At 35.4% G+C, this 19,792-nt stretch carries 18 protein-coding genes and 1 CRISPR repeat array; of the genes, 7 read left to right on the top strand and 11 right to left on the bottom strand.

From position 1 onward, the window contains the following. Nucleotides 1-16 precede the first annotated feature (16 nt). Nucleotides 17-922, top strand: a complete 906-nt coding sequence (locus CBF30_RS05370; protein WP_126823480.1) for a helix-turn-helix transcriptional regulator — start codon at nucleotides 17-19, stop codon at nucleotides 920-922. A gap of 193 nt (nucleotides 923-1,115) precedes the next feature. Here CBF30_RS05370 and CBF30_RS05375 read toward each other — a convergent pair whose 3' ends face one another. Next, nucleotides 1,116-1,877, bottom strand: coding sequence for a carbonic anhydrase (locus CBF30_RS05375; RefSeq protein WP_211340470.1), 762 nt, complete (start codon nucleotides 1,875-1,877; stop codon nucleotides 1,116-1,118). Nucleotides 1,878-2,036: 159 nt separating this feature from the next. Here CBF30_RS05375 and CBF30_RS05380 point away from each other — a divergent pair, with 159 nt between their 5' ends. Continuing rightward, nucleotides 2,037-2,582 (top strand): ClbS/DfsB family four-helix bundle protein, encoded by a 546-nt coding sequence (locus CBF30_RS05380; RefSeq protein WP_126823482.1) that lies wholly within the window; start codon nucleotides 2,037-2,039, stop codon nucleotides 2,580-2,582. 36 nt (nucleotides 2,583-2,618) lie between these two features. Here the strand turns inward: CBF30_RS05380 and CBF30_RS05385 are convergent, their stop codons facing one another. Continuing rightward, complete coding sequence (locus CBF30_RS05385; protein ID WP_211340471.1) at nucleotides 2,619-2,804, bottom strand: hypothetical protein; 186 nt, start codon at nucleotides 2,802-2,804, stop codon at nucleotides 2,619-2,621. Between the two features lie 363 nt (nucleotides 2,805-3,167). Then, nucleotides 3,168-4,236: a CRISPR direct-repeat array (repeat unit 29 nt; unit sequence ATTTACATTTCACTATATTAGATTAAAAG). 755 nt (nucleotides 4,237-4,991) lie between these two features. Between CBF30_RS05385 and CBF30_RS05390 the strand changes: the two genes are divergently transcribed. The 3 genes from CBF30_RS05390 (at nucleotide 4,992) to CBF30_RS05400 (ending at nucleotide 6,396) form a co-directional block, all read left to right on the top strand. After that, nucleotides 4,992-5,177, top strand: coding sequence for a hypothetical protein (locus CBF30_RS05390; RefSeq protein ID WP_126823486.1), 186 nt, complete (start codon nucleotides 4,992-4,994; stop codon nucleotides 5,175-5,177). A 466-nt stretch (nucleotides 5,178-5,643) separates the two neighbouring features. Continuing rightward, a complete protein-coding gene (locus CBF30_RS05395) occupies nucleotides 5,644-5,877 on the top strand; it encodes a hypothetical protein (protein WP_126822997.1) in 234 nt (77 codons plus the stop codon). A 321-nt stretch (nucleotides 5,878-6,198) separates the two neighbouring features. Continuing rightward, nucleotides 6,199-6,396, top strand: a complete 198-nt coding sequence (locus tag CBF30_RS05400; protein WP_126823488.1) for a hypothetical protein — start codon at nucleotides 6,199-6,201, stop codon at nucleotides 6,394-6,396. 560 nt (nucleotides 6,397-6,956) lie between these two features. Here CBF30_RS05400 and groL read toward each other — a convergent pair. After that, nucleotides 6,957-8,597 carry a chaperonin GroEL gene (groL, locus tag CBF30_RS05405; RefSeq protein WP_126823490.1) on the bottom strand — a complete coding sequence of 547 codons (1,641 nt, stop codon included), beginning with the start codon at nucleotides 8,595-8,597 and terminating at the stop codon, nucleotides 6,957-6,959. Between the two features lie 34 nt (nucleotides 8,598-8,631). Continuing rightward, a complete protein-coding gene (gene groES / locus CBF30_RS05410) occupies nucleotides 8,632-8,916 on the bottom strand; it encodes a co-chaperone GroES (protein ID WP_126823492.1) in 285 nt (94 codons plus the stop codon). A gap of 200 nt (nucleotides 8,917-9,116) precedes the next feature. On the opposite strand from groES, the gene CBF30_RS05415 reads away from it, so the two are divergent. Beyond that, nucleotides 9,117-9,767 (top strand): CPBP family intramembrane glutamic endopeptidase, encoded by a 651-nt coding sequence (locus CBF30_RS05415; protein ID WP_126823494.1) that lies wholly within the window; start codon nucleotides 9,117-9,119, stop codon nucleotides 9,765-9,767. Nucleotides 9,768-9,808: 41 nt separating this feature from the next. Here CBF30_RS05415 and CBF30_RS05420 read toward each other — a convergent pair whose 3' ends face one another. Next, entirely contained in the window at nucleotides 9,809-10,471 is a 663-nt protein-coding gene (locus CBF30_RS05420; protein WP_126823496.1) for a redox-sensing transcriptional repressor Rex, read from the bottom strand. Between the two features lie 200 nt (nucleotides 10,472-10,671). On the opposite strand from CBF30_RS05420, the gene CBF30_RS05425 reads away from it, so the two are divergent. After that, nucleotides 10,672-12,618 carry an ABC-F family ATP-binding cassette domain-containing protein gene (locus tag CBF30_RS05425; protein WP_126823498.1) on the top strand — a complete coding sequence of 649 codons (1,947 nt, stop codon included), beginning with the start codon at nucleotides 10,672-10,674 and terminating at the stop codon, nucleotides 12,616-12,618. A gap of 137 nt (nucleotides 12,619-12,755) precedes the next feature. On the opposite strand, the gene CBF30_RS05430 is transcribed toward CBF30_RS05425, so the two are convergent. The 6 genes from CBF30_RS05430 to CBF30_RS05455 form a co-directional block, all read right to left on the bottom strand. Further along, nucleotides 12,756-13,700, bottom strand: a complete 945-nt coding sequence (locus CBF30_RS05430; RefSeq protein WP_126823500.1) for a DHH family phosphoesterase — start codon at nucleotides 13,698-13,700, stop codon at nucleotides 12,756-12,758. 17 nt (nucleotides 13,701-13,717) lie between these two features. Further along, nucleotides 13,718-15,052, bottom strand: coding sequence for a DRTGG domain-containing protein (locus tag CBF30_RS05435; RefSeq protein ID WP_126823502.1), 1,335 nt, complete (start codon nucleotides 15,050-15,052; stop codon nucleotides 13,718-13,720). A 164-nt stretch (nucleotides 15,053-15,216) separates the two neighbouring features. Continuing rightward, nucleotides 15,217-16,650, bottom strand: coding sequence for an MFS transporter (locus CBF30_RS05440; protein WP_211340472.1), 1,434 nt, complete (start codon nucleotides 16,648-16,650; stop codon nucleotides 15,217-15,219). Between the two features lie 114 nt (nucleotides 16,651-16,764). Next, on the bottom strand, nucleotides 16,765-18,396 hold the full coding sequence (locus CBF30_RS05445; RefSeq protein WP_126823504.1) for a hypothetical protein: 1,632 nt from the start codon (nucleotides 18,394-18,396) through the stop codon (nucleotides 16,765-16,767). Between the two features lies 1 nt (nucleotide 18,397). Beyond that, entirely contained in the window at nucleotides 18,398-19,105 is a 708-nt protein-coding gene (locus tag CBF30_RS05450) for an ABC transporter ATP-binding protein (RefSeq protein WP_126823506.1), read from the bottom strand. Between the two features lie 186 nt (nucleotides 19,106-19,291). Continuing rightward, on the bottom strand, nucleotides 19,292-19,792 hold the full coding sequence (locus CBF30_RS05455; protein ID WP_126823508.1) for a SprT family protein: 501 nt from the start codon (nucleotides 19,790-19,792) through the stop codon (nucleotides 19,292-19,294).

A 19,792-nucleotide genomic window follows, 5' to 3' on the forward strand; every position in this document is an offset into this window, starting at 1 on the left:
AAAGGACGCTTGCTGGATGAAAATAAACCGGATGTTTGAGATTGTTTATCTCCTGCTTAAAAAGCAAAAGATGACGACGACTGAACTAGCGCAACACTTTGAAGTATCTAAACGGACCATCTTGCGTGATATAGAGGCGCTCATGATAGCTGGAATTCCGCTTTACACGACCAGAGGACGATATGGAGGAGTCTCCATTTTGGAAAACTATACATTGGATAAAACCATTCTCTCTGAAGTAGAACAACAGCAACTGGTACTTGCTTTGCAAACCTTGAGTACGCTTGAGCCTGAAAATACACAGCACGCACTTGCGAAACTCCGTACCTTCTTTGGTCAATCCGACAGTCACTGGTTTGAAGTTGACTTTTCACAGTGGGGCTCAAGCTCTCATCAAACGCAAAAATTTGAAGTGATCAAAACAGCAATTCTAGCTAATAAAAGCATACTCTTTACCTACTTTAATTCAAACGGAAAAACTTCTCCTACTAAAGTCTATCCGATTAAACTAATTTTCAAATCTCGTGTTTGGTATTTACAAGCCTATCATCCAGATAAACATGCATACAGGACTTATAAAGTCAATCGAATGAGTCAAATGAAGTTGGGTACTTCTTTTGAGTCAACTATCCAGCTAGAAACGCCACCCATTGATGCGCCTTATTCAGCAACCACAAAGTTGGTTTCCCTACATTTACACTTTAAAAAAAATGTTTCGTTCCGAGTTTGGGACGAATTTGACCCCCACTCCATTACAAAAAATCATGACGGGTCACTCACTGTTCGTACCCAGCTTGTCGAAGATGGTTGGCTTGATGCCTTTCTTTTGTCATTTGGCTCAAACCTCAAAATTTTAGCTCCTGAATCCGTACGAAACCGACTGCTTACAACGATTGACTGCATGAAAAAACAATACCGCTGAGCTTGATGACAGTGCCCAAAAGAGGGTAAGACAGTAATTGTGAGAAATGAGTCGGAATGAAGTCGCTGTTCTTTGCAAATTTTTGCTTATTTTAACTGATTTCTAAAGGAAGAGCTTCTTTTCTATTGCTTTATCGAATCGTAAAAGCCTAGAACATAACTGTTGCATTATGTCCTAGGCTCTTTTGGATTTTTTATTCATCATGTTCTAAAATTGCCCGCTCATTTAATGGTTGAATCTTACGGTTATTATGCGCGTATAATTTTTTAAATGAGGCAATTTGTGTAGCTGATACTTCGACTGGATTTTTCATCACATACCACTCTACATTTTCATTTAAAGGAGGCGTTGTGAGTGACCCTAAATAATGGTAATAACTTTTGTTGGTAGGAATCATATTCATCAAATCAGTGATATCGTTTGTCTGATCTCGACTGACATCCTCAAGGACTTCTTGGAATCCTTTGTTTTCTGCTCCTTCTTCAAAAAATACTGCAATTACCGCAATCCGTCCATCTTGAGCAGTATTTACAAAGTGTGCTTCCATCGGATAGTGTTTTCCATCAATGGTATGTTCACTTGCGGCATGAAAATGAAATTGAGTCAACGTAAAATGACGTCCATCAATCTCTGCTTGACCACCATCTGCCACTTGAATACTATGTCCATTGTTTTCAACTTTCGACACTTTTGTATCATAATGAAGTGTCATATTCCCAGAATCATCTGTTAACTTCTTCACTTCGCTGGTTGGAATATTAATGGGCGACTGCATCTTCCCTGAAGAAAATTCCCAATCTTTCTGATCGTTGTAATCCACATGTTCTGCTTTTTTTGCGACTGTTTCTTTCGTTGTATCACTTTTCGTTGATGTTTTCGTCGAAATTTTGACGGAACATCCTGACATCCCCACCGCAACTAGACATACTACTAAAAAACCTAACTTTTTCTTCAACTTATTTCCTCCTTATTAGTCCAAACAATTCTATGGTACAAATCTTTGGGCGCAATAGCAAGATAAATTTATACGTTGCTCTTTTTAAATAAAAGTGGACATGAAGTTGTCACCTTTTGTGTGCTATCATCTTAGTATAGAAGAAAAGGAGTGAACATTATGGCGAGACCCACTACAAAGCAAGACCTAATTCAGATTGCAAATGAAAAATTTAGTCAGCTCCAACTGCTAATAAATACCTTTCCAATCGATAAGCAAGAAACTGATTTTTCTTTCAATCAAGACTTTTTAGAAAAGAAAAAAGAAGCACATTGGCAAAGAGACAAAAACTTACGTGATGTCCTCATTCATTTATACGAATGGCACCAATTATTACTCAACTGGATTCAAAGAAACAACGCGGGTATTTCTTCCAGTTTTTTGCCTACTCCTTATAACTGGCGAAACTATGCCCAGATGAACGAAGCATTTATCCGTAAACATCAAGAAACTTCTCTACAAAGTGCAAAGGAATCCTTAGAAAAAAGTCATTTGGCTGTTATGAAGCAGCTCAAGCAGTATACGAATGAGCAATTATTTGCAAAAAAGCAATTTTCCTGGACAGGTTCCACCACACTTGGTAGTTATTTTGTTTCCAGTACCTCAAGTCACTACGATTGGGCGATAAAAAAATTAAAACAAGTCAAAAAACAGGGTTCTTTTTAAAAAGAATCCTGTTTTTGTAGCAGTAAAAAAAGCCTTTTATGCGATTTCTTCTTGCCAACGATACGTAATGCTGCCACCTAGATGTGCTTCTCCCACAAAATGCATCCGGTCTTCTCGCTTGATCCAACTTTCACGAAAGGTTAAAAAATCTTCATGTGATACTTCAATTTCACTAATTTCATTTGCTTTTAGTTGCTCTAGCAATTCATCATAGTTATTCATCACCATTGCCTCCTCTGTCTGCTTATTTTCGTATAATTATCGTGAATACTTTTTTAAACTAGCCCAAGTATTTTTCAAAAGTATGAAGCACTTTTTTCATCTGCTATCCTCTGATAGTATATCATAAAGACACTTCACGAAAAGGAAAAATCACTTCTTCTCCCTTTCACTTTAACAGTTACTATTTTTTTTAAAAAAAATAAAAAAGTCAGCCCAGCAAAAAATGAATAAACCAGCCAGGTTAGAGTATGGCTTAACATTAAAAAAAGAGGGGAAAACAATTTTAGATTAATTAAGCCATTAATAGCTTGCAACGCACAAAAGCCTCTCATTTCTTAATCGGAATGCGAGACTTTTTTGTGCATTTACATTTCACTATATTAGATTAAAAGTTTTTCTGACATCTAACTTCCTACTACTACTTAAAATTTACATTTCACTATATTAGATTAAAAGTGATGCCTGAAAACAGCATGATGATGATTCATAACCCTATTTACATTTCACTATATTAGATTAAAAGGCAATTCATAAATATCATTAGAATTATCAAAAGAAGTATTTACATTTCACTATATTAGATTAAAAGCAAACCACGGATTTTATTCCTTGAAAACGTTAAAATTTACATTTCACTATATTAGATTAAAAGAATAGTATCGTAGTTGACGTTGAACACGGGGGCGGATTTACATTTCACTATATTAGATTAAAAGGACAAAATGAATTTTTGAAAATAAGCTAAAGGATAATTTACATTTCACTATATTAGATTAAAAGGGCAATAAATTCTAGAGATAATTCTGTGCAAAACATATTTACATTTCACTATATTAGATTAAAAGTGTAATAGTTAGAAGATACGAACATCACGAATCCACCATTTACATTTCACTATATTAGATTAAAAGTGCTAAAGTTACAAGTACAAACGGAAATCGGTCAGCATTTACATTTCACTATATTAGATTAAAAGAGAAAACAGGGAATCAGTATTGATAGCCCTGTTAACATTTACATTTCACTATATTAGATTAAAAGGTTGTTCGCCCCTGGTGTCTTGAAATAAACAAATAAATTTACATTTCACTATATTAGATTAAAAGTGTATCCCTCCCAAATAGGTGTACACTTCGTTGGTTATTTACATTTCACTATATTAGATTAAAAGAAACTGAATATTTCAAGTGGCAACTTCCTGTTATACATTTACATTTCACTATATTAGATTAAAAGGGATGTTACAACACCAGTATGACCGTCATTTAAATTATTTACATTTCACTATATTAGATTAAAAGATATTTCAGTAGCTTATAATTGTAATTTTACATTTAGATTTACATTTCACTATATTAGATTAAAAGAAGTGGTATAGCGAAGACGAAAATACTTTTAAAAATATTTACATTTCACTATATTAGATTAAAAGCCTGCCCTCTAGAACGCTTGATATAACAAGGAAGAATTGATCAAAATTGTCGACCTCATCGTAATCTTCTCTTTTCATATTTAGTTTACCACACATTTATTCTTAAAAACAAACAAAACACTATAGAATTAGGCTTTTCACAACATTGTCGACCTCCTGTTTTTTTTACACTACCAGGGGTCGACAATTTTATAATGAGAAATTTTCAAACAAAATAAACCCAATCCCTGTACTTACTAGCAACATGACTATAAAAAACTTATACGAATAACAGAAATCACATGACTATTATTCAGCATAAATTAAATCTATTTTCCCCATAAATTGTGGTGATTTTTGTGGGGAAATTTCTCTAATCTATCCACTGCTACACCAGCACCTAAAACTTGCAAAAAGTACTTTTTTCTAAAATATATGCAGAAAAAGCTTGCAATTACATAATATACATACTACAAATATATATATATGTAAAAAGGAGTTGAAAAAACGCTAGATGATATAGAAAAAGTCGTCAATATTGTTTTAAGAATTCTACTCGCCACCCAAGCGTTTAAAGAATGGCTAAACTAAGAGGCTTAATCACTCTCTATGTTATTAGATTAGCGTAATGAATATGAAAAGAAAAATATTTTTATTTGCGTTTATCGTGTTCAATATATTTTCAGTATTGCTTTTACTTTTTAATAAAGAACCAGAACACTATAATACCTATTTTTTACTGATTAATGCGGTATGTGTTTTAGGAGGGTTTCTTAATGACAGAAAAAAATGAGGCGCTAAAACGTGCTCAAAAACGTTACAACGAAAAGAATCGTGAACAGAGGAATTACTTAACGAAAAGAAGTAGCGCACGTGGGTTTATACGCAACAAAGCGACACTTGAAGATTTACAAGAGCTAGAAAGTCTAATTTCTGAAAGAAGAAATATGCTCGAAATGTAGAAATAAAACTCTTCTTTTTAAGTTGATACTTACTGTATTTATCTAATTCTTTTTTTGTCTTATCAATAGTCCTCTTACATAAAAAAACGCATTTTAATTCATACTGATAATGTATTTTTTTTTAGCAATAAAACTACCGATAAACTTCATCTATTGAAGTATACTTATATACGTAGCAAGGAGTTGAAAAGTGAGTAAAAGAAAAAAAGTTCTTCTAATAAAAAGAAAGAGCTACTAGTAATCTTAAGTTTAGTACTAGCCATACTAAACATACTAGATAAGCTACTTTCTATAATAGAAAAACTTTTGTGATTGAGTTGAGGGGTTCGCCCCTCTTCTTAAATTATACAATTGCTTACTCATTATAGCAAATGAAAAAAGAAAAAACTTGTAACTGTAACTATTATATTATTAATTATTGCGATTGCTTTAACCTTGATTAATTTCTTTTTGTAGGAGGGATAAAATGTATTGGCTCGATAAATTTAAAGAAGACTACAATTTTAAAAGTAACTACGTGCTGTCTAAAAAGTCTGGGGTATATGAATCAACAATCAGCATGATGATAAAAAAGCAAACAAAGTGTGAAAATCTTAAATTTCATACTGCTTTAAAATTCGCTAAAGCTGCGAGTATACCAGTAGATGAATTAGAAAAGTATTTTGATTCTGAAAAAAATACGCTTGAAAAGGAAGAATAAATTTCTTCCTCTTTTTATTTTAAATATACTCTCTAAAAAATTTTCCATTTACCTATACATCCGATATACTATATATTTAGGAAAGGAGTTGAGAGAGTGCTTGATGATATAGAAAGAATCACTAATAGAATCGAGGCTTTTGCCCCTCTCTATTCTATTATCATTAGAGCATATCAAATATGAATAAAAAAATCATTTATACCTTAGTGTTAATTTTATTGTTCATTACTTTGATTCTTACTGTGTTAGGTAAGCAATCTACTCTTTTACAAAGCATCATTAATATTTCTATGATTTTAGTATTGATAAAGGAGAGCAAACATGACGAAAAATAAAACTAGTGATTCACAATTAAAAGCGAACCAGAAATGGAATAGCAATAACAAAGAAAAAATGAATTATATCCGCAAGCGTTCCGCTGCACGAGGTTTTGTTAAGGTTGCCACAACTGAAGATCTTCAAGAGCTAGAAAGTCTAATTTATGAAAGAAAAAATATGATTGAAAAAAAGAAGGAATAAAGATAGCTTTGAAGTTGCGAACAATTACAACATGATGTTGCCTGTGAACTTTAATGACCTCCTGACTCAAAATTGCGAAATGCCACGGAAATTCTAGATAAAATGATAGCTAGCATGTTAAAGGACAGCGGCGGTAGAAAAAGAGTTAAATACACAAAAATCCCCTGACACCTAATCAGTGTCGGGGATTTTTGTTAGCATGGCTACATGCTATTTGAATTACTTGTTATTCTTTATTACTTTACCTTTACTGAATTTGACTCAATGTTTTGGACAAATTTAATAGAGACGCTAGTGCATTTTTCTCTTAAAAGAACTCCACACTCCTGTGGAGTTCGGTCACCAATCGAACTATGGACTCAATTTTGCTTAGAGAATTCTTCAATCCAGCTAGATGGCACGCGATTTGCTTTTTCAATGATACATGGAAAGGCTCGATTCCTGCTTATCAAAAAGTGTTCCTTTTCGACTATCGAAATGCCTTATTTTGGCCCTACAAGCCGCCAAAAACAAAATAAAATCAAAAAGAACCTTGATTTCTCAAGGTTCTAAAAGATTGCTTACATCATACCGCCCATCATAGAAGGATCCATACCAGGAGCACCCATGCCTGCTGGTGCACCATCATTTGCATCTGGTTGATCCGCTACAACAGCTTCTGTTGTAAGAAGTAATGCTGCTACACTTGCTGCATTTTGGAGTGCTGAACGCGTTACTTTTGTTGGATCAACAATTCCTGATTCAATCATATTGACCCATTCTCCTGTTGCTGCATTAAATCCTGTTCCTAGCTCTACATTTTTCATTTTATCTACAATGACAGAGCCTTCTAATCCAGCGTTTGTTGCGATTTGACGAATAGGTTCTTCTAAGGCGCGCAAGACGATTTTGACACCGGTTGCGACATCCCCTTCGCTTTTAATTTCTGCTACTTTAGTTGAGGCATTGACTAGTGCAGTTCCTCCACCAGAAACAATTCCTTCTTCTACTGCTGCTCTTGTTGCATTTAAAGCATCTTCAATGCGTAGTTTTAATTCTTTTAATTCTGTTTCAGTAGCCGCTCCAACTTTGACAACCGCTACCCCGCCTGCAAGTTTGGCTAAACGTTCTTGTAGTTTTTCACGATCAAAATCAGAAGTTGTCTCAGCGATTTGAGAACGGATCAAGCCAACACGTTTTTCAATTTCCGCTTTTTCTCCAGCGCCTTCAACAATCGTTGTATTGTCTTTGTCAACTACTACTTTCCCAGCAGTTCCTAAAGATTCAAGTGTTGTATCTTTTAATTCTAAGCCTAACTCTTCTGTAATGACTGTCCCACCAGTTAATGTGGCAATGTCTTCAAGCATTGCTTTACGGCGATCACCAAATCCTGGTGCTTTCACAGCACATACGCTGAAAGTTCCGCGTAGTTTGTTTAAAACAAGTGTTGGTAAAGCTTCTCCATCCACATCATCTGCAATAATCAATAATTGTTTGCCTTGTTGAACAATTTGTTCTAGCATTGGCAAGATATCTTGAATGTTAGAGATTTTTTTATCTGTAATTAAAATGTATGGATTTTCTAAGACTGCTTCCATTTTATCGTTATCTGTCACCATATATTGTGATAGATAGCCGCGATCAAATTGCATTCCTTCAACTACTTCAAGTTCGGTATCAATTCCTTTTGACTCTTCAATTGTAATTACACCATCATTGCCAACTTTTTCCATTGCATCTGCAATAAGATGACCAATCTTGTCATCACCAGAAGAAATCGCAGCAACTTGGGCAATCGCTTCTTTAGAATTTACAACTTTAGAAATGGCATGTAATTCTTCTACTGCTGTTTTTGTTGCTAGTTCAATTCCTTTACGAATGCCAATTGGGTTTGCACCCGCTGTAACGTTTTTAAGTCCTTCACGCACAATCGCTTGAGTCAAGACTGTCGCAGTAGTTGTCCCATCTCCTGCAATATCATTTGTTTTAGAAGCAACCTCAGATACAAGTTTTGCCCCCATGTTTTCGAAGTGATCTTCTAGTTCCACTTCTTTTGCAATCGTCACACCATCATTGGTAATAAGTGGTGAACCAAATGATTTCTCCAAAACTACATTACGTCCTTTTGGTCCTAATGTTACTTTTACTGTATTCGCTAACTTGTCTACTCCACGAAGCATTGCGCTACGTGCATCTTCTGCAAATTTAATATCTTTTGCCATTTTCTTCACCTCATACGATTATTTTTACTATTTTTTATTCTACTATCGCTACGATATCTTTTTCGTGTACAATCAAATATTCTTTTCCTTCATATTTCACTTCGGAACCAGCATATTTTTCAAACATGACAGTGTCACCAACTTGAACAGCAACCGCAACTTTTTCTCCGTTCTCTAAAACACGGCCCTCTCCAACTGCAACAATAGAGCCTGTTTGAGGTTTCTCTTTTGAGGCAGAAGTCAAGACAATCCCACCTACAGTTTTTTCTTCTTCTTTTGCTACTTCGATTAATACTCGATCGCCTAATGGTTTTAACACGTTCTATCCCTCCACTTAATAATGAATTCTTTTCGTTAGCACTCTTTATGTCTAAGTGCTAACCACTCTTCTATAATACTCATTTTCACTTTTTTTTGCAAGCAATTTGTTAAAAATTTCTTGGTTCTTTTTTCAAATTTTAAATTGTGCTATACTTTGCTTATTCTAAAACATGTTGCTAGGAAAGAAAGGAACACACCATGTCATCAATAAAAAATGCATTTGCTACCGTGCTAACGTTTTTATGCGTCTATTTTTCTCCAGGTATTTTTGCGTCACTGATTCACCCTAGTCAAGGTTTGTTGATTCAATTCACTACTTTCGCCTACATACTAGGAGCCTGTATTTGCCTTCTAATCTTAATTAGAAAAAAAGAACGGAACCCACTGGAGAGAAAAGAGCCAAAAAGTACTCGGATGTCTATACTTTTAACAGGAATAGTTTCTATTTTCTTAGTTGCTTTTATCCAAGTAATTGCTGCCCAAATCGAGCAATTGATTTTGGGAACTTCTGCTACCTCTACAAATACGCAAACAATTATCCAAATCATGAAACAATATCCTTTTTTCTTAGTTGCGACAACAATAGCTGGTCCGATTATGGAAGAACTGGTTTTCCGTAGATCTATTGCAGGAATTTTGTCGATTTATAGCCCAAGCTGGTTGGCTTTTTCTATCAGTTCACTTCTATTTGCACTCGCACATAACGATGGGCATTACCTCATTTATTTTTCAATTGGCTTCTTCTTTTGTTATTTATACAAAAAAACCGGAAGTATCTGGACCTCCATTATTGCGCATGCAGGCATGAACTTTTTGGTTTCAATCATACAATTACTTTTTGTAAAATAAAACTCGTCAAAAGACACATTTGTGTTTCCTGACGAGTTTTTTTATTTATCGATTGCTTCTTGTTTCTCTAGTTTTGGTCCGTAATGATTTAAAAAGTAAATGAGCGTTTGCAGTTCATTGGTTAAATCAACATTTTGAACTTGAATATCGTGTGGTGTATTTATCCGAATCGGGGTAAAGTTCATTATCCCTTTAATTCCTGCATCAATTAACTTATTGACATTATCTTGTGCAACACTAGATGGAACTGTTAAAATCGCAATTTCAATTTGTTGTAATTTGATTTGCTCTTTCATATCTGAGAGTGGATAGACTGGAACTCCATCAACAATTCTGCCGACAATATCTTCTCTTATATCAAAAGCAGCACTAATCCTAATATTATTGCTTTGGTGGAACCCATATTTAAGTAATGCATTGCCTAAATTTCCCACTCCGATAAGCGCAACATTGGTTAAACGATCCTCACTTAACGTCTTAGCAAAAAAGTTTAGCAAACTTTCAACATCATACCCGTACCCTCTTTTTCCTAATTCACCAAAATAAGAAAAATCGCGACGAATGGTAGCACTGTCAACTTTTACCACTTCACTTAATTCTGTTGAAGAAACTTTTGTTTTTCCAGAATCAGCTAAAAAGCGAAGATATCTATAATATAACGGTAAACGTTTAGCCGTTGCTTTTGGTATGGATTGTTCTTTCATAATTAAACCTCCTAAATTCTGTTCATGCCTCTAGATGACACGAAATTCACAAACCTATCATACCAGTTTTATAAGTTAAAAAGCAATTTTTCTGTTTCAATTGTGAATTTTTTTTCTTACTCTATCAATTGATCTTCGGTTTTTTCACATAAATAAGCAAAATATGTTAAACTATTAACGAAAAGAATGGAGAGAAAAACATGATTTTATTACAAGCTCATCAAGTTGCTCGCTATTTTGGTGGCGATTGCTTATTTGAACATTTATATATGGAAATACAAGAACGTAGTCGAGTAGCACTGGTCGGTCGAAATGGTGCGGGAAAATCGACTTTTTTAAAAATTATTGCTGGTCTAGAAGACCCTGATGAGGGGACTTTGTCCAAAGCCAAAGGGATTCGAATTGGTTACCTTGCACAAAATACAGGTTTGGCCTCTGATCAAACCATCTGGGAAGAAATGCTGACCGCCTTTAATGAGGTGCGCACATTGGAAGAGAAGCTGCATCATATTGAGCAGACAATTAGTCGCCAAAGTAGTGAGCATACTTCTGATTCCTACCAAAAGCTTCTGTCTGATTACGATTACTTACAGCATCAATTTCAAGAAATGAATGGCTACGGATACGAAGCAGAAATTCGTTCTGTTTTACATGGGTTTCGTTTTACAGAAGAATTTTTTGATCGAAAAATTCAAACTCTTTCAGGCGGTCAAAAAACACGTCTGGCTTTGGCAAAATTATTGCTGGAAAAACCTGAACTTTTAATTTTGGATGAACCGACAAACCATTTGGATATTGAAACTTTGACTTGGTTAGAAAACTATTTACAAAACTATCGTGGCGCGCTATTGATTGTCTCACATGATCGCTATTTTCTAGATAAAGTAGTCACAGAAGTCTATGAAATAACACAAAAGAAGATGTTTTTCTACAAAAGCAACTACTCCAATTATTTAGTTCAAAAAGAAGAACGTCTCCAAAGTGAATGGAAAGCTTACGAAAAACAGCAAACAGAAATTGCCAAAATGGAAGACTTTGTGCAAAAAAATATTGTACGCGCTACGACAACCAAACGAGCACAAAGTAGAAGAAAAGCGTTAGAGAAAATTGAGCGATTGGATCGACCAAAAGGCGATGAAAAATCTGCACATTTTCTATTTCAAATCGACAAACCATCTGGCAATATTGTCTTACAAATAACAGACGGAGCTGTTGGTTATGAACAAGCCCCTTTATGTCAGCCTATCAACATAGATATACGCAAACAAGAAGCCATTGCGCTTGTGGGACCTAACGGAGTTGGAAAAACGACTTTATTAAAATCAATTATTGGGAAGCTTCCTTTTATCCAAGGCTCCTCGCATTTTGGAGCCAATGTTTCAATTGGGTATTACGATCAAGAACAAGCCAATTTAAAATCTGGAAAAACAGTGCTCCAAGAGCTTTGGGATGAGCATCCTACCACACCAGAAAAGGATATTCGAACGATTCTGGGAAGTTTCTTGTTCAGTGGCAATGAAGTGGAAAAAACAGTGTCTTTATTAAGTGGTGGCGAAAAAGCTCGTCTGGCTTTGGCGAAGTTGGCAATGAATCGTGAAAACTTCTTAATCTTAGATGAACCAACCAACCATTTAGACATTGATAGTAAAGAAGTGCTTGAGCAGGCATTGATTGATTACGCGGGTACTATACTTTTTGTTTCACATGACCGCTATTTTATTAACCGGATTGCAACAAAAATCATCGAGCTGACAGAAGATGGCAGCAAACTTTATTTAGGCGATTATGATTATTACTTAGAAAAGAAAAAAGAAGAAGCAGAAATCAAGGAGCTTTTAAAAGAAACGAACAGCATCACACAGACCGCTTCGCCTTCTTCAGATGGGAAAAAAACCTTTCAAGAATCTAAAGAACAACAAAAGAAAATTCGATCGATTGAACGCAAGATTGAATCTTTAGAACATGAACTTCAGACAATTGAGCAAACTATTGAAGCGATTCACCAAGAGCTGAGTCAGCCTGATTTAGTCAGTGATGTCCCTAAAATTCAAGAGCTTTCTCTAGCACTTGAACAAGCCGAACTGCAACAAGAAAAGCTTTTGGCAGAGTGGGAAAACACGAGCCTTGAGCTGGAAGAATTCAACTAAAAAAGCGCCTATTTTCTTTTTATCCACGCAATAAATAGAGCATAAGCAACTAACCGCAAAGAAAACACCGACTAGATTTTTCAAGCCGGTGTTTTCTTTCTTTTTAGGTAATTTAGCTGAAATTGCAGCTTCATAAATTATTGAGTTTTTATTACTTCTTGTACTTCTCGGTAGATTTGATTTACTTCTTGCAAGTCCTTAGCACGTGCACCGCTTGCTAGGGGATGGCCTCCACCGTTGTGCAATTTGGCAATTTGATTGATGGATGTTTTTTTAGAGCGCATACGGATGCGGTACGTTCCGTCTAATTGCTCCACTGCAATAAACCATGCTTTGACACAGTCCACTTGGCCTGGAAGAGGAATAAGTGCGGCGGTTTGAGAATCAACCACTTGATAGTTTTTTAACGTTTTTTGTGGAAGCAAGACCATGGCTGCACCGTCCTCATCCACCTCTAGATGTTCCAACACATAGCCCGATAACTTTGCTACATTGAATGTAATTTCATTAATTTGGCGGTTCAACTTTGTGGCATCAAAAGTATAATTCATTAATTTAGAAGCGACTTCCATTGTATGCGGCGTGGTGGCAGGATACAAAAAGCGGCCAGTATCTCCGACGATTCCACCATACAAAAGACGTGCTGCTTCATCCGTCATCTTCAGTTCATCTTGGCATGCAGAGTAAAAATCAAAGATAATCTCACTGCAGCTACTTGCTTTCGTATTTACCCAAGAAAGATCTCCATAGGGTTCATCATCTGGATGATGGTCAATTTTAATAATTTTTTCTCCCAATGCGTAACGTTGATCGCTGATTCTCGGAGCATTTGCTGTATCTGTGACAATGACTAGGGCTCCATTATAGACTTGGTCTTCGATTTGATCCATCTCAACCAAGTAACCTAAGTCCTCCACACTACCGCCAACTTTGTAGATGTTTTTCTTCGGGAAAGAGGCTTTAAGTATCTCAACTAAGCCTCCTTGAGAACCTAATGCATCTGGATCAGGGCTTTGATGCCGTTGTACGATAATCGTTTGATAGGCTTTTATTTCAGATAAAATCTTGTCGGTAATTTTCATAAGCTTCCTCTTTCTTTTTAAGTTCGTTCCATTAATTGACATACAACAATTGCTTTTGCTGTAATAATATTTTCTAAATAAACTTCAATATCTAATTTCGCTGAACGTCGCCCAATCTCAAGAATTCTAGGGCGAATCTCTAATTCACTTTCTAGTTGAATCAAGCGTAAATAGTGTAAGCTTACCTGTTCGATCACTGCATTCCGTTTTTGATTCGCATACATCACTCTTTCAGAAACATTGGTCACGATTTCACTCAGAACACCAAAAGATATGGTTCCCACACTATTGACCATTTGCGGCGTCACCGTAAACTGAAAACTAGAGACTTCTTTGCCAATTGGGAGCGCTAGTTTTTCTTTCACTTCTAATATGTCTCCAGAAATTTGATCAGAAATGGTATTAGCAACTTGTGGTTGGCGCTGCGCAAGCTGCATGGCTTTCATTACATCTTGCCTAGATACAATTCCTAAAAGTGTTAAGTCATCCGCTACAACCGGCATCATCTCAAAACCATCCCAGATCATCATGTGCCCAACACTTGCAACACTCATATGAGTTTTGGCACTTCTAGGATTTTTAGTCATCACTTTATCTACTATTTGCTGTTCCGATTTTCCAATCACATCTTTTGCCGTAATCATTCCCAGTAAGCGTTTGTTTTTGTTCACTACAGGAAATCTAGAGTGTTCGGTCGTTTCGGATAAAATCCGATAATCTGTGATACTATCTGTACTATTAAGATAGTTTGTTCGCTCAATTGGTGTGAAAATATCCCCAATTAGCATAATATCTTTTTTGATCAGCTGATCACGCAATGCACGGTTAATCATGGTTGCAACAGTGAAGGTGTCATAACTTGTTCGCATTACCGGCCTTTCTAACTGGTTCGCTAGTGCGATGATTTCTTCTGTGGTGTCAAATCCACCAGTTATCAGTACAGCTGCTCCACTTTTTAAGGCAAGTTGTTGCGCACCTAAACGATTCCCAACAATTACAAGCGAGTCAGCCGTAATATAGCGTTTCATTGCTGTCTCAGTCATCGCACCAATCGTAAATTTATTGAGTGCCTTATCAAGTCCGGCATGCCCGCCTAACACATCTCCTTCGATGATTGTCACCACTTCACCAAATGTCAACTTTTCAATGTTCTCTTTCATCTTTCTTTCAATTCGAATCGTTCCAACTCTTTGAATAGTGGAAACAAGTCCTATATTTTCAGCATCTTTAATCGCTCGGTAGGCTGTTCCTTCACTGACGTTCAAATTTTTGGCAATTCGTCGCACAGAAATTTTTTCTCCTACAGGCAAAGTTTCAATAAAAGCTAATATTTGATCATGCTTTGTTGCCACCTCGTATTGCCTCCTCTTGAGTATTATGGTTTGATTTACACTTGATTTATGGTTTCTTTTGCTCTTCTATTATAGCTTCTTTTGAAGGAAATAACAAAAAAATATAACAGTTTAGGCAAAAAATAATACAGACAGAATGCTGTTTCTGTCTGTATTATTTTTAATTATTTACGCTTGCTCCTCACTAAACGATAAGCAGTCATTACTGTTGCAAACAAACAAATTCCAAAAGCCAAAGCGTAAGAAATCTTCATCCCATAAACGAATACATCTGGTCTACTCGGAATATATGTGATGACTTTTGAACCATACTTTTGGCTCATCGCACTATAAAGCATAGTTGTTGCAGCTGAAATTCCTACAACCATCCCAAAGTTCCTTGCAAAGGCATTCATGCCACCTGCAACCCCGAGCTGTCTTTTTTCTACAGAACTCATCACAATTGTATTGTTTGGTGATTGAAAAATAGCATTGCCTAGCCCCATCATTGCAGATAAAAGAAGAAAGAACCTAATAGGAGTTTTTTCTTGTAAAAAGATATTGCCAAATTCGGTCAGTGTCAAAACACCAAGTCCAATAAGTGTTAACCGTTGTGGACCCCATTTATCTGTAAGAATCCCTGTTATAGGTGAGCCAATGACCATCACCAGTGGAAAGACCATCATGAGTAATCCAGCATGACTCGCTGAAAATCCACGAACATTTTGTAAATAAAATGGCAAGAGAACATTTGAAAAAAAGTTTGCCACAAAAATACAAACTGCTGCGAGCAAGCTAATGGTAAACGTCTTGTTTTTAAAAATTGAAAATTCGACTAGCGGTTTTAGCTGTCTCTGTTCAATCTTCCAAAATAGTCCCAATGCTAGCATAGAGATCACAAACATGGCAACAATCGGTGCTTTCAAAAATCCTGTTTCTTGACCAATAAAAATTGCTCCAAAAAGTCCTAAAATAAAAATTGCAAATGCTATAAAACCTTTAAAATCAATTGGATCTTTGGTTGCCTGGATATCTTTTGGCAAATAGATTGCTCCTAAGATAATAGTCAGAATCCCAATGGGAATATTAATCCAAAAAATATAAGGCCAACTTAGATGAGCTAAAATCACGCCACCAATACCAGGTCCTGCAATTGCTCCTAAAGAGACAAACGAACCAATCATACCAAGTGCTCGTCCACGTTCTTGCAAAGGAAAAACCTCTGTGATGATGCCCGAATTTGTGGACATCGTCATGCTTGCGCCAATCGCTTGTACCACACGTGCAAAGAGTAAAAAGTTTAAAGATAAATGAATCCCACATAAAAACGAACCAAAAACAAAAATAAAAGTACCTAACTTAAAAATTTTGATTTTGCCTATTGCATCTCCTATTTTTCCAAATAACAATAGACATGCACAGACGACAATAAGATAAATAGAAACAACCCATTCTGTTTGATTCATCGGAACCGATACATCTTTTGAAATAGTAGGTAAAGCAATATTTACGATACTACCATCCAATGTTGCCATAAAAGTGAACATGCCAACTGCTGCTAAAATAATCCACCTATGTTTTTGGACTTGTAAATCTTCTTGAAATGATTTTCTTTCCAAAAAAACGCCTTCTTCCTTCTCTATTAATAAATTCACACTTAAAAGGGTGCATGACTATCTTACTTCACAAATATCAAAGAACCAATAGAAAATCTTTTAATAAAATTTAATAAACTACTTGATTTTAAACGTTTTTGGTGCAAATTTTCGTATTAATACTAAGCCAATCAAAACATAAAAGAGAGCAAAAAGTGAAAAGACAACTGGATATAGCCACCCCGTAATATGCAATCGAATGTTCAGATAGATAATAAAGTAAAACGTTCCACTAGCTAAAGAGTAAAGGGGATTTTTTTGTTCCATGTCTGAGGTAAAAGGTTGTAAGAGATAATAAATAAACAACTCATGAAAAGACAGTAATAAACTCAAACTTACTAATAATAACGCTAAAATACAGAAGAAGCTCCACTCAAATAATTGGCTATGTGCAATCGTGAATAGAACAAACATTAAAAACAGAGCTGTTGTCATGATTGTGTTGTACTTAAGTGTTTCTTTTAGTCGAAATTTGTATCCCGATAAAATCACTTTTTCTTTTCGATAAAATGGGTAATAGAGCATTGCTACATCACAGTTGACAAAACAAATTTGTACAATTTTTTTCCCAAATGATAGTAAGTACATTAGAAATATCACCGCTGGAAATATACTATATAGCTCACTGAGATGCTTAATTTTAAAAGCATTGATGAAAAAACTCGCTAAAATAATGGCACTTCCAGTTCCAACAATAAGTAACAAACGAAAGCGTAATAATTTGCTTAATTGCTTGCGATATCGAGTAAAAAGTAACAAATTTAAATACGCACTACCCGTCGCTTTTTCGTGTAAGTGTTCTTCTTCGACCGTCAAACTTTTTAGTAAATTGACCCCTTCAAGCACGCTCGATTGCTTTGCGCTTTGTTCCACCTGCTCCACTTCAAGAGGATTTACTCGATACAATTCAAAAATATAACGTTCATTCGCTAAAGATTTTAGCCAAAAAAAGCTACTAATTGCTGTACCGACTAGCAATACTAAGGCACTCAAAAGTAAAACAAACGAATTGTCCAATAAAAACTGCCCCTTAGTTGCTATCAATAATATCAACACCAGAAAAATGAGCTCTAATATAACAGCAATGACAATTTTTAGAGTAGTCTTCACTTGATATTTACAGAATAAATAATTGCCCAAATAGCCGATAAGATGAAAAAAAACATAGCCAAAAAGCAAAAATATTGGAAGTGCAACAACATGTCCCAAAAAGAGCCCCCCGACAATAAACGCTGGTAAATAACTAAAGCTATTGCCTAAAATATTAGACACGACTGTGCTAAGCACCAGATCTTTTTTAGGAAAGTTATACAATTGATGCATATTTTTATCTCTAAAGGAAACTCGGTAAAATAACCCACTTGTGCCTCCTTTTATTAGCACTACTAGCAAAAACCAACAAATTACAGCTGCGTACCAGTTAGCCTTCTCTCCTTTTAATGAAAGAATATGACTAAGTGGCACTAACGAGACAATCCCAAGACACGCACCGAACCAGACAAACTTTAATAGAACCTTTAAACAGCTACTGATTACGAGCTGTACGTAAAATAAAATTGCTTTGATTGAGTAGAGTTTATACAACCTGTCAGGAATCTTTTTACCAATGAATGGTATTTTTTTCAAAAAATAAATCAAACTATTTAGGTTTGTGACTTTTTGGATTTTAAGTAAAAACAACCTAGTTTTAAAGGCATTTTCTCCCACCACTTTACTCGCCTCCTTCGTCAGAAAGCAATTGAATAATCTCATTTTCAAAATCCTCAGCATGAATATCTTGATCCTTGATTTCTTGTAACCCATGGTTATGTAGTAATACAATTTCATCACATAAATCCTGTGCTAGTTGCAGAATATGAGTTGAAAACACAATAATTGTTTGCATCTTTAAGTTCAAAATTAGTTTTTTCATTTCGTAAGAGGCTACTACATCAAAAGAAGTAAGTGGTTCGTCTAACAATAAGACTTTAGGCTCTGTCAAAATCACACAAATCATTTGCAGCTTGTTTTTCATCCCATGGGAATAATCTCTGATCAATTTATGTTGATCCGCTGACTTGATTCCAACTTGTTCTAAATAAGCATTTGGTGGCAATGGATTTTGAACCTTTGCTTGATTCACATCTATAAAGAAGCGGACGAATTCATATCCTGTCATAAATTCTGGCAAATGTGGCATAGTATGCACATAGCCAATATCCTGTTCATCATAGCTAATCTTTTTTCCTGCTTCTTCTAAATAAATTTCACCTTGATCAATCCATACATCTTTTGCAATACAATTAAACAAAGTGGTCTTTCCCACACCATTACGTCCTAGTAAACCATATATTTTTCCTTGTTCAAACACAAAAGAAGTTTGCTTTACTATTTTTTTCTCTCCAAATGCTTTTGACACTTCTTGTAAAACCAACTTCATCGCTAATCCCCCATTTTTTTCCATTGAAAATTTTAAAACTTGATTGTCCCGTTTTTATTTGCATTGATTTATCCCACATGACTACTCACTCTAATAAAAAAACAGAATTTATTCTTAACCAAAAGACGAGCAGCCGGCCGAAGAATAAAATACTGTATTTTTTGCTTTTCAGCAAAATCTTACTCACTATCTCAACGAGATGAGTTTTAGTTTCCCCCCACACTTGCAAGAAAAACGACTCGTATTAATTTTACGTTTTCTAAGTATTAAGGTATGACATTTCTGACACTCATATTGGCGATAATTTTCCGTCGTCTGATCGATTAGTGATCGAACATAACGACTACCGCCTGTCTCTAATAGTAAATTTTTAAAATCTGGATCTTTATGTTGATACCCTTTTCCTTCAATATGTAAATGATAATGGCACAATTCATGTTTAATCACTTGAATCAACTCTGGCATTCCATACCTCTCATAAACTTTCGGATTAAAATCTAAATGATGATCCGACAGGTGATACCTCCCACCTGTCGAACGCAACCTAGGATTGAATATAGCTTTGTGCAAAAATGGTTTTGAAAAGACTTGTTCAGAGATACTTTCGACCAATACTTGCAGTTTTGCTGTATCAAGTGGCGCATCTTCACTATGCTCCGCCACATAGTTTCCTTTTGCGTTTGTCAT

The sequence above is a fragment of the Vagococcus entomophilus genome (assembly GCF_003987595.1).
Taxonomy (GTDB): domain Bacteria; phylum Bacillota; class Bacilli; order Lactobacillales; family Vagococcaceae; genus Vagococcus_E; species Vagococcus_E entomophilus.

Excerpts from the sequence above, each read along its gene's own strand:
- CBF30_RS05425 (WP_126823498.1), top strand. The coding sequence starts at position 10,672 with ATGATTTTATTACAAGCTCATCAAGTTGCTCGCTATTTTGGTGGCGAT.
- CBF30_RS05390 (WP_126823486.1), top strand. The coding sequence starts at position 4,992 with ATGACAGAAAAAAATGAGGCGCTAAAACGTGCTCAAAAACGTTACAAC.
- CBF30_RS05385 (WP_211340471.1), bottom strand. The coding sequence starts at position 2,804 with ATGAATAACTATGATGAATTGCTAGAGCAACTAAAAGCAAATGAAATT.
- CBF30_RS05430 (WP_126823500.1), bottom strand. The coding sequence starts at position 13,700 with ATGAAAATTACCGACAAGATTTTATCTGAAATAAAAGCCTATCAAACG.
- CBF30_RS05450 (WP_126823506.1), bottom strand. The coding sequence starts at position 19,105 with ATGAAGTTGGTTTTACAAGAAGTGTCAAAAGCATTTGGAGAGAAAAAA.
- CBF30_RS05370 (WP_126823480.1), top strand. The coding sequence starts at position 17 with ATGAAAATAAACCGGATGTTTGAGATTGTTTATCTCCTGCTTAAAAAG.
- CBF30_RS05420 (WP_126823496.1), bottom strand. The coding sequence starts at position 10,471 with ATGAAAGAACAATCCATACCAAAAGCAACGGCTAAACGTTTACCGTTA.
- CBF30_RS05400 (WP_126823488.1), top strand. The coding sequence starts at position 6,199 with ATGACGAAAAATAAAACTAGTGATTCACAATTAAAAGCGAACCAGAAA.
- groL (WP_126823490.1), bottom strand. The coding sequence starts at position 8,597 with ATGGCAAAAGATATTAAATTTGCAGAAGATGCACGTAGCGCAATGCTT.
- CBF30_RS05380 (WP_126823482.1), top strand. The coding sequence starts at position 2,037 with ATGGCGAGACCCACTACAAAGCAAGACCTAATTCAGATTGCAAATGAA.
- CBF30_RS05415 (WP_126823494.1), top strand. The coding sequence starts at position 9,117 with ATGTCATCAATAAAAAATGCATTTGCTACCGTGCTAACGTTTTTATGC.
- CBF30_RS05395 (WP_126822997.1), top strand. The coding sequence starts at position 5,644 with ATGTATTGGCTCGATAAATTTAAAGAAGACTACAATTTTAAAAGTAAC.
- CBF30_RS05455 (WP_126823508.1), bottom strand. The coding sequence starts at position 19,792 with ATGACAAACGCAAAAGGAAACTATGTGGCGGAGCATAGTGAAGATGCG.